This window comes from Arthrobacter sp. 2MCAF15 (genome assembly GCF_052115605.1).
In the GTDB taxonomy this organism is placed as follows: domain Bacteria; phylum Actinomycetota; class Actinomycetes; order Actinomycetales; family Micrococcaceae; genus Arthrobacter.
In genome coordinates, this window is record NZ_JBFRGZ010000005.1 from 212,419 (window position 1) to 224,188 (window position 11,770).

Here is an 11,770-nt window from a genome sequence, read left to right on the forward strand (position 1 = left end):
AAACCCTTAGTTAGGGGCACCTAAATAAGGAGGATACTCATTCCGGGCGATTACGCAAACATTTCGTACCCTAATTTTGATTAGGTAAGCCTAATCTAATAGCATGGTTTGGTGACCACGCAGCTTGATTTCAAGCGGGTGCCCTTTGCCGCCGATCTTGCGAGCTACGGGGACGAGCCCGCCATCCTCACGGACCACTACGCACTGACCTACCGGGAGCTGGCGGGGCGCGTTGATGCTTTGGCACTGCGGCTCGGCCCGGAACGGCGCCTCGTCGCGCTGGCCGCGACCAACGACCTCGATTCGATCGTGGCCTACCTGGCCGCGCTGGTGGGCGGCCACCCCCTGATCCTCCTGCCCGAGGACAAGCCTGCGGCCTTGGAGTCCATGGTGGCGGCATACGACCCCGACGTCGTCATGCGGCCCGGGAACGGGCGGACGGTGCTGGAGGAGCGCCGGCCCGGCACCCGCCACGAGCTGCATCCGGACCTGGCGCTCCTGCTGAGCACGTCCGGATCAACGGGCTCGCCGAAACTCGTCCGCCTCTCGCACGCCAACCTGCAGTCCAATGCCGAGTCGATCTCGGAGTACCTGAAGATCGGCCCGGATGACCGCGCGGCGACGACGCTGCCCATGTCCTACTGCTACGGCCTGTCCGTGATCAACAGCTACCTGCTCCGCGGTGCCGGACTGGTGCTCACCGACCTTTCCGTGGTTGATCCCTGCTTTTGGGAGCTCTTCCGGCGCCGGGGGGCCACGTCCCTGGCGGCTGTTCCCTACACCTTTGAACTGCTGGAACGGGTCGGGTTCGCGGAAATGGACCTGCCCAGCCTGCGCTACATCACACAGGCCGGGGGAAGGCTGGCGCCGGAATCGGTGAGGAAATACGCCGAACTGGGCCGCCGCCACGGTTGGGAATTCTTCGTGATGTACGGCCAGACCGAGGCGACAGCCCGCATGGCGTACCTCCCTCCGGAACTGGCGGTCGAAGTCCCGGGTGCAGTCGGCATCCCGGTGCCCGGCGGTTCTTTCCGCATCGACCCGGTGCCGGGACTGGAGCACGGCGAACTCGTCTACACCGGCCCCAACGTCATGCTCGGCTACGCCGAGAGCCCGTCGGACCTCGCCGCTGGGCGGACCATCACCGAACTTCGCACCGGCGACCTCGCCCGGAAACACCCGGCAGGCGTCTACGAAGTGGTGGGCCGGCGCAGCCGGTTCGTCAAGATCGTCGGGCTGCGCGTTGACCTGGGACAGGTGGAGCGGCTCCTGGCGGACCTCGGGGTGCGGGCCGCCAGCGCAGGGACGGACGACGGCGTCGTTGTCGCCGTTGAAGGCGACCACGACACTCAGCTGCTGGCCAAGGTGCTCGCCCAGGGCGTGGGCCTGCCGCGAGCGGCCCTTGAGGTGCACGCCGTCGAGCATCTCCCGCGTTTGCCCACGGGCAAACTGGACTACCGGGCTGTCCTGGCCCTGTCCGGGCCGAAACCCGGGCCGGCACCTGAGCGGACGACGGGAAGCGGTGCGCCGGACAGCGTCCGGAAGATCTTCGAGGACGCCCTGGAGTGCGCCGGGATTGGGGACGAGGACACCTTTGTCTCGCTGGGTGGGGACTCGCTCTCCTACGTGGCTGCATCGGTCCGGCTCGAACAAGCCTTGGGCCACCTCCCGCCGGATTGGCATGTCACCCCGGTCCGGGACTTGGAACCTCGGCCCCGGACGGCCCCTGTCCGGAAGCGGCGGCGGCTCTTTGCGCCACTTGAAACGAGCATCGTGCTGCGGGCGGTGGGGATCGTCCTGATCGTCAGCACACACGTCGGCCTGTTCAGCTGGCAGGGTGCTGCCCACGTGCTCATGGCCGTGGCCGGGTACAACTTCGCGCGCTTCCAGCTCTCCGGGAAGCGTATCCCGCGGCTGCGGCGGCAGTTGGCCAGCGTGGCAAGGATCGTGGTGCCGAGCATGGCGTTCATCGCGCTGGCCTACCTGGTCACCGACAACTACACACCGGTCAACATCCTGCTGCTTAACGCTATCCTCGGGCCGGAGGCGGTGACCTCCCAATGGCATTTCTGGTTCATCGAAGTCCTTGTCTACCTGCTGGTGGCGGCGACGGCGCTGCTGGCCATCCCGTGGGCTGACCGAGCCGAGCGGCGCTTCCCCCTGCTCTTTCCGCTGGCGTTGACCGGCCTGGGTCTCCTGACCCGCTATGAACTGGTCAACCCCGGGGTGCCGCACACGGCGCCCGCCCTCTGGCTCTTCGCACTGGGGTGGGCTATCGCCCGGTCCCGGACCATTGCCCAGCGTTGCCTGGTCTCGGCCATCGCTGCACTGACCGTTCCGGGATTCTTCGAGAACCCGGGCCGGGAGTGGACACTCCTGGCCGGAATCCTGCTGCTCATCTGGCTGCCCAGCATCCCGGTGCCGATGGGCTTGCGCCGGCTCACGGTGGTGATGGCCAGCGCCTCCCTCTACGCGTACCTGGTGCACTGGCTGGTCTACCCGCCGCTGGCGGAGATAAGTCCCGCGCTCGCCGTCGTTGTCTCACTCGCCGTCGGGGTAGCCTACTGGGTGCTCTGCATGCGTGTGGCGGGAACACTCAGCCGGCGGCGGGCACGCTCCAGTGCCGCCGGCGCCGCAGGGTCGCGGCCGGCTTCACGTGAGGTTCCTGCCTAGGAAGGAAAAGACCTCCGGGAGGATGGAACGCCAGTAGCCGCTGTCGTGGCCGCCGTCCTGAAAGGCTCCCTCGTGTGCCCCTGGCAGGTCCTTTACATAGTCCTTCACGCTGAACAGCAGGTTGTCCGCCGTGCCGCAGTCGATTCTCTTCGGCAGCGACTCCAGTTCCGGCCGCAGCGCGAAGATGTCGTTTGCGGCAAAATCCGCGGCGCTGTCGAAGTTGTCGGACCGGCCGGCGTCGTAAAGGCTCCAGACTGCCGGGCTCATCGCGGCAACGGCGCGGAGGCCGGGGACCCGGTGCTGGGAGGCCAGGAGCAGGGCGCCGAAGCCGCCCATCGATAGGCCGAACACGGCGAGCCTGCCGGTGTCGACTCCCTGGCTGGCCAGGAGCGGGAGGAATTCCTCGACCAGCATGGACTGCGTGTCGGTTCCGGAGTCCCGGCGATGCCACCACGTTTCGCCTCCGTCAATGGCAGCGATCGCGAACGGCGTCCCTCCGCGGGCCACATGGCGAGCCAGGACTCCACCTGCATCCAGTTCGTCGAAGACCATGCGGTGGTCCGCGCCCGTGCCATGCAGGAACAGGGCAACAGGCAAGGGGACGGAAGGGGTGTCGCCGGGGGATCCCGGCACGGCCAGTGACCAGCCCGTGGGTTCCTGCGGCCGGAACCGCGAGGTGAAGCTGCCGGAGCGCATGGCGATGGGTTGCGTTGGTGGTGCCTGGCTCGACGTGCCGGGGCCGGCGCACGCCGCGACCGACGCCGCCGCCACGGTGCCGGCCCCGAGCCCCAGAAGGGCCCGTCGGGTAATTCCGGGTGATCCCATGGCCCGATCATAGGCCAGACGTGCGTGCGGGAGTCGTAGCTGTGCGGGCTGGGCCCCAATCTGAGCCCCAATTTTGGCCTCTGGCGCACCCGGCAACAGTTCGGCTACGAATTCGGGGCAACAGTGGGCATAGCTTCCTGGATCGGCGACACTCTCGGTATGGCTTTACACCTGAAGGACCGTGACCGGCGCGCCGCGATAGGCGCCACGGTTGGCGCGCTGGTGCTGGTTGCCTCGGTTTCGGGGTGTTCGTCCACCGCTGGCCAGGAACCGCCTTGTTTCCCGCCCGCCTATTCGCTGAGCCCGACGGAAGCCAAACCGGGGCAAAGCGTCACGGTGTCAGCGCCGGACGCTGCCTGTAATCCCCGCTACGGCCAGAACGCACGAATCCAAGTGAGCGTCACCGACGCCGCAGGTGCGGAGGTGGTCAACACCACCTCCGCCATGAACGACGCCGGTGGGTTCACGTATACGTTCGTCGTACCCGCCCGGACGGCCGTGGGGGCGGCCGCCGTAACCGCAATGCCCTACAACATTGACTGGTGTGATGACACGGGCCGGAACAACCGCGTGGCGGGAGCAGGGGACGCCCAGGCCGTGCGCGTCTCGTGTGTAATGCCGGTGAAACCCCTGACAATCACCCACTAAGGGACGCTTCCGGCTCACGCCCTGGCCCCGGAATGATCTCCGAGTCCGAATCCGGACCCTGTACCGTGGGTCCCGATGACTCTCTCTGAAGAACTTCTCATTGCCTACGACCAACAGCTCCGCACAGATGCCGAGACTCCAAGCGCCGTAGCCATTGAACGGCTCGGCCCGCTGCGCCTGGTGACCTTTCCCGGCGGCAGGGGCTTCGTGACCTATCAGGACCTCGAGGGGGCCAGCGCCCAGACAATCGCGCATTGGGTGGCCGAGGCGCTCGCGTTTTACCGCAACGATCCCAAAATCGTGCGGGCCGAATGGAAAACCCGTGGCCACGATCACGCGCCTGGACTCCATGACGCCCTGCTCGCGAACGGATTTGAGCCCGATGAGACCGAATCGATCATGATCGGTCCTGCCAGCGCGCTGAATGCGGAGGTGCCGCTMCCGCCCGGCATCAGCCTGCGGCGGGTGACCGAAGAACGGGATATCCGCGCCATGAGCGCCATGCAGGATGAGGTTTTCGGTGATCCCGTTTCTGACGGCAATGCCGATCCAATCCTGCATCGCGCGGCCCTGGACGACGGGATGGAACTGTGGGTGGCCGAACATGATGGGGCGATTGTGAGCGCGGGCCGCCTCGAGCCGGTACCGAACACGGACTTCGCGGGCATCTGGGGCGGGGCAACACGTGCGCAATGGCGCGGCCAGGGTATCTATCGGGCTCTCACCGCGGCCCGGGCCCGAGCAGCGCTGGCGCTGGGCAAGACACTCATCCACAGCGACTCGACAGACTATTCGCGGCCAATCCTGGAACGCTCCGGCTTGCATCGGGTGTCAACAACCACTCCCTACCGCTGGCGGCGTTGACGGCCCAAGCACGTCCGCCGGGATTGCCGTCACCCGGCATGATAGCCCGTAGGGAATTGACCTAGCCCCCGGGATAAAAAGATTCCGGCGGCCCGGGGAATGGTCCTCCATTGCCCCCAGGGTCGCCCCCGCTGCCGCTGCCGAGGAGGCTTCGGGTGAGGGCGGCGCTGTCGGCCATCAGATCATCCACAGCCTTCACAAGGTGATGGTCCGCGACCGGCACGCCTTCCAACGCGCCGGCAACCACCGCCCGGCGGACGAGTTCGCGCGCGAACGAGGCCGTGGTGCCTTCGGTGCGGGCGGCGGCATCGTCAATTGCGTCCGGGGTGAAGGGAATACCGCGGGCATACAGTTTGATCAGCGAGACCCGCTCCGCCTGGGCCGGCAGGGGGATTTCCACGGCCAGGTCCACACGTCCGGGACGCTGTGCGAGGGCACGTTCGAGCATGTCCACGCGGTTGGTGGTGAGGACGAACGCCACGTCGGCGTCGCTGGCCAAACCGTCCATGGCGTCCAGCACCTCGAACAGCAGCGGCTGGGGTCCGTGCCCGAAGCTGCGGTCCTCGGCGATGAGATCACAGTCCTCCAGAACGACGATGGACGGCTGCAGGGCCCGGGCCATGGTGGCGGCTTCTGAGATCCTGGCGAGCGATCCCCCCGAAAGGAGGATTGCGGTGACATCTTCGCTTCGACTCAACAAATACCGCACCGTGTGGGTCTTTCCCGTCCCCGGCCTGCCATAGAGCAGGATCCCGCGTTTGAGGTGCTGGCCGTACTTGTCCAGCGAGTCCCGGTGCTCGGCGATGCCTAGGGCGTGGTCCGACACCTTCCCCAGCAGCCCATCGGGCAGGATGACATCGGACGCGGCAAGGGCCGGCCGGGCGTGAAAGGTCACCCCGGCCGCGCTAGGACCATACTCGCCCATCACCAACGAAATGACCTGCCCCTTGAGTACGCTGCGGTGCTGCATACGACGGCGGAACTCCGAGAGGAAGCGTGCGGCCTGATCGGTGGCGCCGGCCAAGACCTCGAGGGACGCTGACTGTCGGCCATACCGTGGGTTGGCGTCCCGCTGCAGCACCGCGAGTGGACTGCCTTCGTGGCTGAATAGCCATAGTCCCAGTGCCACGGCCTGCCGCTGCTGGTCCGGGCCGACAGCGAGGTTGGTGTAGTCCGGCTGGGACAGCGGGTATTGGGGATATAGCTGGGACTGCTGCAGCATGTCGCTCAGCGAATGATGGTGCCGTTGGTCTCCTCCGCCGATGCCCACGAGCCGGAACTCGGGGTCCTCAGCGGCGAGCTCTTCCATAAGGATGTCCGCGTCCACGAACCGATGCGGCGGAATTTCCTCAACCACCACAGCCACTGATTCTGCCTGGACCCCCAGATGGTCGGTGAGCGTGGTCAGCAGCTGGGTTCCCGGCTGCACCCGATGCTGCCCGGACTGTGCGAGCTCCACCAGACGCGCGAAATTGTCGATGAACTTCCCCAAAATTTCATCCATGCGCTGACCCTACCAGTACCGTCTTGGGGTGCTGACGCCTATGAACGGCAAGGCCAGTGTCAGCCGGTGGTGGCGCTGACCGCGATGACGCCGCCTTGCGGGTCACTGATCACGGCGCTRCGAAATCCCGGTGTGTCCATGGGCGCCATCAAGATGCCGCCACCGAGAGCGACGGCGTGCCGGGCGATGGCGTCCGCGTCGCGGACGGCGAAATTGACGCTCCAATGCGGCGGAACCGCGACGCCGTCTGTGGCCGCCACAACCGCCACGACCCGGCCCTTGCGGAGCCACCGCGAGAAGGGCGCGTCGGTCCCCGATTCGACTTCCCAGCCGAACAGTGCGCCATAGAACGCCTGGGCACGCCCGGGATCTGTGGTGTGAAGGGAGCTCATGGCCCAGCAGTTCGGCTCATTGGCCAGCTCGGCGCCGTCGATCCCGCCCGCCTGCCGCAGGCAGAACGGGACGCCGGTGGCGTCGGTGAGCACAGCAATTTGGTCGCCCGGGCCGGCATCAAACGGCTCCAGGCGCTTGCCTCCCGCCCGTTCGGCACGAGTCAGGGTTTCCCCGACGTCGTCGACCCGCACGTGGGTGATCCACCCCGCCGGCGACTGCGGCGGCGCCTGCCCGATGCCCGCCACCAGCTTCCCGCGCAAGCGCGCGGCGTAATAGTCGCCGTCGAGACCGGCCGGCATCGGCGTCGGCTCGTCAAAACTCCAGCCGAAGAGCGAACCATAGAATTCTTTGGCCGCCCGGGGATCGGGCTGCCAAGCGTCGACCCAGCAAGGCGCGCCGATTGAAGAGATATCTCGCACTGTCATTGATCAAACCCTTTCGGCGGGCCGGATTAGGCGGAAACATTGTTTCCCGGGCCGGCGCATTGAGGCAAGACCGAACCGGTGCCGGTCCCATGGGTTTCTCCGCTCGTGGAGAGCTCATGGACCACTACGGTAGGCTCGCAAAACAATATGGCCAATTGGGGGGACCATGAATAAGCGAACAAAAATTGGAATTGGAGCTGTTTCGCTCACACCACTGCTCGCGCTGGGGTTGTCTGCTGTCTTCGGTTCTTCGACTTCCAGTCCTGTTGACACTGCCTCTGGCGGACTTGAGCATCCCGAGTGCTACAACGAGGCGAGGCTGAGCGATCCGAACGACTTCTGCTACCGGACAATGGGTCCTTGGAACAGCACCAAGTCCTCCGACGAGGAAGTCCGGAGCATGATCTCCGTTGAGCAGATGATTGAGGCCGGCAGGACCGTTCAAGAAATCCGGCGATACTACCCGGAGTATTCTCCAGGCACGAAATAGCGTGCCGAGGACCTCTTGCGGACAGCGTCCCGGATTGACTTGACGGCGTGCGCGTAGGGACCTGAAGGAGGGATTGCCGGCACCGCAACTTGGACCTTGAGAACCCCGGCTTTCCTGCTGAAGTATCCGGTTCGAACGCCCTCAAATTCTGGAGTGAGAATGGGTCCCGGGATATGGAACTCAATGTTGCTCCGAAGGCTGGAATCAATTTCACCTCTGATGTCCCGCACGGCAATGCTGAGGCGTTGGATCGTCTCTGTCCAGATTTTACTTTCTGGCGTCTGGCCACCGACGATCATCCCGATGGAGAGCACCGGATGTATGTCGTTCCTCACCGAAATCACGCTCCCAACGGGTAGTGGTCCAGGGTCACTTCGGCCATTAAAGTTCTGAGTCCGGAGCCTACACGGCGCAGCCTCAAACGGCTGGTAATCCACACGCAGGGTTTGGTCCACTCACACTGGAACGGATTGCGGGAACTCAGGTAAGTGTCGACGGAATAGTTGCATATGAATTGTTACTCTCTTTTCCTTTCATGCGGCAAACGCGATTGATACCCTGAATTTGGTCAGGAAGCGGCCGCCCACTTCGTTGCGGGAGTCCCAGCCCCATGCCCACCAGAACCGATGTCACCGTCAGCCCCGGCGCCGGCTTGCTGGCGGTTGCTGCCGTCCGGCTGGCCGCCCGCAGTGCCGTCGCCCTGCTCCCAGTCCCAGGCTCCAGCACCCCCACGGCGGCCGGCCTGCCCGGTTCCTTGCGCGGACGCTACCGCCCAGGCAGGCAGGGCAACAGCCCCGACCCGGGGCTCCCATAGACCAGCGCGGATGCGACCCTGTGAAAACGCATCGGGGGTGGGCCGCATCCGCGCTAAACCTGCACCCGCCGGGCAAACATGTAGGGACATTCCGGGAACCGCGACTTGGCACCGTCAGGTGCGCGCGGCGAGGATCTGTTCGCGCAGGATGTCCGCGTGGCCGCAGTGCTGCGCGAGTTCACGGAGCATGTGCAGGTAGACCCAGCGCAGGGGCAGCGGACCGCGCCTGTTGCCCCTGACCAGGTCGTCCAGGTCGAGGGAAGCAGCCTGACGGCGTGAATCCTCGCAGGCCTGGACGTAGGTGGCCTGTAGACCGGCGATGGTGTCGCCCTCTTCGAGGATGAACGATTCATCCGGAGTGGCCGGGATACCGATTTCCTGCCGCGTCCTGCACGTGATGGCCTCGTCAAACCAGACCTTTTCCACGACGGTGGCGTGCTTGAGAAGCCCCAGGAGGGTGGTCCTTGACGGCACCAGGGACGCCCGGGCCTCCTGGTCGGTCAGTCCGTCGAGGCAGGCGAGYAGATCCGCCCGGTGCTCATCGAGGAACGCGTCGAACTGGGTCCGCATGTCTGCGGTGAAGGTTGCGGGCTCCATGCTGGGGTTTGGTCTCATGGCCCCACAGCCTAGTACCCGGCGGCCGGGTATCGGGGGACCCGGACACGCCAACGCGGTCCAGGTCCCCACGAATCCGGTCCGGCGGAATGGAGGCGCCGTCAGTGTCCCCGCGCGATCCATTCCTCCAGGTGGCCGGCCTCTTCACCGATCGTCGTCGGATCCCCGTGGCCGGTACGGACCACCGTGTCCGCGGGCAACGGCAGGAGCCGGTTCCGGATGGATTCGATAATGGTGGGAAAGTCGCTGAAGGAACGTCCGGTCGCTCCCGGACCGCCCTTGAACAGCGTGTCGCCGCTGAACACGGTGTTTTCCAACCCGGAGCCCTCGAACCCGGTGCCCTCGTTCCCCAGCAGGAAGCACACGGAGCCGGGGGAATGACCGGGGGTGTGGAGCGCCACCAGCCCGGCACCGGCGACGTCGAACGTGTCGCCGTCGGCAATGGCGTGGTCCGGCTCGGTGCCGGGGAACACCTGCTCCCAGAGCATCCAGTCCGCCCGGTGCAGGTATACGGGCGCGTCCACGAGCGTCCGGACCTCGCCCACGGCGCGGATGTGGTCATCATGGCCGTGCGTGAGCAGGATCGCCTTGACCGTCCTGCCCGCGACGGCGGCGGCCACCGCAACGGGATCGTGGGCGGGGTCGATGATGACGCATTCGGTGTCATCGCCGATGATCCAGACGTTGTTTTCCACGTCCCAGGTCCCGCCGTCGAGCGAAAACGTTCCGGAGGTGACCAGCCGTTCGATCCGGAGGCTCACAGTTCCACCACCGAGCGCAGCACCGAGCCGGCATGCATCTTGGCGAACGCTTCCTCGATCTGCTCGATCGTGATCCGCTCGGTCACGAAGGCGTCCAGGTCCAGCTTGCCCTGCCGGTAGAGGCTGATGAGCATGGGGAAGTCGCGCGAGGGCAGGCAGTCGCCGTACCAGGAGGACTTCAGCGAGCCGCCGCGGCCGAACACGTCCAGCAAGGGCAACTCCAGCGTCATTTCGGGGCTCGGGACGCCCACCAGGACCACGGTGCCGGCGAGGTCACGGGCGTAGAAGGCCTGCTTGTACGTTTCCGGGCGGCCGACGGCGTCGATCACCACATCGGCGCCGAAGCCGCCGGTCAGCTCGCGGATCGCCTCGACGGGGTCGACGGCGGAGGAGTCCACCGTGTGGGTGGCGCCGAGGTCCTTGGCGCGCTGGAGCTTCTTGGCATCGATGTCGACGGCGATCACAGTAGTGGCGCCGGCAAGCGCCGCGCCGGCGACGGCCGCCACGCCCACTCCGCCGCAGCCGATCACAGCCACCGAATCGCCGCGCTGGACGTTACCGGTGTTGATTGCCGCGCCGATGCCTGCCATGACGCCGCAGCCGAGCAGCCCGACGGCGGCGGGATCGGCGTCGGGGTCCACCTTGGTGCACTGGCCGGCGGCAACGAGGGTCTTTTCGGCGAAGGCGCCGATGCCAAGTGCCGGGGCCAGCTCCGTGCCGTCCTCCAGCGTCATCTTCTGGGTGGCGTTGTGGGTGTTGAAGCAGTACTGGGGCTCACCGCGGCGGCAGGCCCGGCACTCGCCGCAGACGGCACGCCAGTTCAGCACCACGCGGTCGCCGGGGGCGACCTCCGTGACGTCCGGCCCCACCGCACTGACAACGCCGGTGGCTTCGTGGCCGAGCAGGAACGGGAAGTCGTCGTTGATGGCGCCCTGCTTGTAGTGCAGATCTGTGTGGCAGACGCCGCACGTCAGGATGTCAACGAGTGCCTCGCCCGGACCGGGGTCCGGCACCAGGATCGTCTCCAGGGTGACGTCGGCATTCTTGGAACGGACTACTGCTGCTTTGACTTTATGGACCATGAAACAAGCTCCTCTGCTCTGGACGCGGATTTCTCGCACAACTTATTGGCACAACGGGCGGCGGCGCGGCCCTTGGGAGGCCGCGCCGTCGAGGTTTGGTGTCTTGGTTACAGGGAGGGGTTAGGCGGCTAGCCGGCTCTTGACCTCTGCCGCGGAGGGATTGGTGGCGGCGGTGCCGTCCGGGAACAGCACCGTGGGGACGGTGCGGTTGCCTCCGTTGAGCTGCTCGACGAGATCGGCGGTGCCTTCGACTTCCTCGATGTTGATCTCGGTGTACCCGATGCCCTGCGCGTCCAGCTGCTTCTTCAACCGGTTGCAGTAGCCGCACCACGTGGTCGAAAACATGGTGATGGTGCCGGATTCGGGGGTGAAGTCCACGAAGTTCTCCTCAAACATTTGGGTAGGGCCGGCGTGTAGGCCGGCCCCACTGAAGTCGTACGTCACTACCAACAACCGTACCTCGGAGCCCGCTATTCCCGCAGGCGCGTGACGGCACTGCGCACGGATGACGCGAATTCGGAGGAAAGCTGCGAAGTCGCCGGAAAGTCGGAATGAATCAAGCTGTTTGTGACAGCGGGTTGGTTTTGTGGTTGATGCCGGCGTGGGCCGGGGCGGCTGGTGCGGTGGGTTTGTTCCGGTAGCGGTGAGGGTGCCGGGCGTGGCAGGCGTTGAGGGT

General features: G+C 65.9%; 12 protein-coding genes. 5 read left to right on the top strand and 7 right to left on the bottom strand.

The features are described 5' to 3' along the window. Nucleotides 1–111: 111 nt before the first annotated feature. Nucleotides 112–2,673: an AMP-binding protein gene (locus tag AB4089_RS08625; protein ID WP_441408868.1), complete on the top strand. Its 2,562-nt coding sequence runs from the start codon at nucleotides 112–114 to the stop codon at nucleotides 2,671–2,673. On the opposite strand, the gene AB4089_RS08630 is transcribed toward AB4089_RS08625, so the two are convergent. Then, entirely contained in the window at nucleotides 2,653–3,498 is an 846-nt protein-coding gene (locus AB4089_RS08630; protein WP_441408869.1) for an alpha/beta hydrolase, read from the bottom strand. The two genes, AB4089_RS08625 and AB4089_RS08630, sit on opposite strands and share 21 nt — an antisense overlap. Before the next feature lie 159 nt (nucleotides 3,499–3,657). Between AB4089_RS08630 and AB4089_RS08635 the strand changes: the two genes are divergently transcribed. Together AB4089_RS08635 and AB4089_RS08640 are read left to right on the top strand one after the other, a co-directional pair. After that, nucleotides 3,658–4,146: a hypothetical protein gene (locus AB4089_RS08635; protein WP_441408870.1), complete on the top strand. Its 489-nt coding sequence runs from the start codon at nucleotides 3,658–3,660 to the stop codon at nucleotides 4,144–4,146. Between the two features lie 75 nt (nucleotides 4,147–4,221). After that, nucleotides 4,222–5,010 carry a GNAT family N-acetyltransferase gene (locus AB4089_RS08640; protein ID WP_441408871.1) on the top strand — a complete coding sequence of 263 codons (789 nt, stop codon included), beginning with the start codon at nucleotides 4,222–4,224 and terminating at the stop codon, nucleotides 5,008–5,010. A gap of 61 nt (nucleotides 5,011–5,071) precedes the next feature. On the opposite strand, the gene AB4089_RS08645 is transcribed toward AB4089_RS08640, so the two are convergent. Beyond that, the gene (locus tag AB4089_RS08645) at nucleotides 5,072–6,514 is read right to left on the bottom strand and encodes an AAA family ATPase (protein ID WP_441408872.1); all 1,443 of its coding nucleotides are present in this window, start codon (nucleotides 6,512–6,514) and stop codon (nucleotides 5,072–5,074) included. A gap of 59 nt (nucleotides 6,515–6,573) precedes the next feature. Then, entirely contained in the window at nucleotides 6,574–7,332 is a 759-nt protein-coding gene (locus AB4089_RS08650; RefSeq protein WP_441408873.1) for a VOC family protein, read from the bottom strand. Nucleotides 7,333–7,498: 166 nt separating this feature from the next. On the opposite strand from AB4089_RS08650, the gene AB4089_RS08655 reads away from it, so the two are divergent. Further along, a complete protein-coding gene (locus tag AB4089_RS08655; RefSeq protein ID WP_441408874.1) occupies nucleotides 7,499–7,822 on the top strand; it encodes a hypothetical protein in 324 nt (107 codons plus the stop codon). Nucleotides 7,823–8,432: 610 nt separating this feature from the next. Continuing rightward, nucleotides 8,433–8,636: a hypothetical protein gene (locus AB4089_RS08660; protein WP_441408875.1), complete on the top strand. Its 204-nt coding sequence runs from the start codon at nucleotides 8,433–8,435 to the stop codon at nucleotides 8,634–8,636. Between the two features lie 114 nt (nucleotides 8,637–8,750). Here AB4089_RS08660 and AB4089_RS08665 read toward each other — a convergent pair whose 3' ends face one another. The 4 genes from AB4089_RS08665 to AB4089_RS08680 all read right to left on the bottom strand — a co-directional run bounded on the left by AB4089_RS08665 (nucleotide 8,751) and on the right by AB4089_RS08680 (nucleotide 11,472). Continuing rightward, nucleotides 8,751–9,251 carry a DinB family protein gene (locus tag AB4089_RS08665; protein WP_441408876.1) on the bottom strand — a complete coding sequence of 167 codons (501 nt, stop codon included), beginning with the start codon at nucleotides 9,249–9,251 and terminating at the stop codon, nucleotides 8,751–8,753. Between the two features lie 101 nt (nucleotides 9,252–9,352). Next, the gene (locus AB4089_RS08670; protein WP_441408877.1) at nucleotides 9,353–10,012 is read right to left on the bottom strand and encodes an MBL fold metallo-hydrolase; all 660 of its coding nucleotides are present in this window, start codon (nucleotides 10,010–10,012) and stop codon (nucleotides 9,353–9,355) included. Beyond that, the gene (locus tag AB4089_RS08675; protein WP_441408878.1) at nucleotides 10,009–11,094 is read right to left on the bottom strand and encodes an S-(hydroxymethyl)mycothiol dehydrogenase; all 1,086 of its coding nucleotides are present in this window, start codon (nucleotides 11,092–11,094) and stop codon (nucleotides 10,009–10,011) included. Before AB4089_RS08675 ends, AB4089_RS08670 begins: the two co-directional genes overlap by 4 nt. Before the next feature lie 120 nt (nucleotides 11,095–11,214). Then, nucleotides 11,215–11,472: a mycoredoxin gene (locus AB4089_RS08680; RefSeq protein ID WP_011692168.1), complete on the bottom strand. Its 258-nt coding sequence runs from the start codon at nucleotides 11,470–11,472 to the stop codon at nucleotides 11,215–11,217. Between the last annotated feature and the right edge of the window lie 298 nt (nucleotides 11,473–11,770).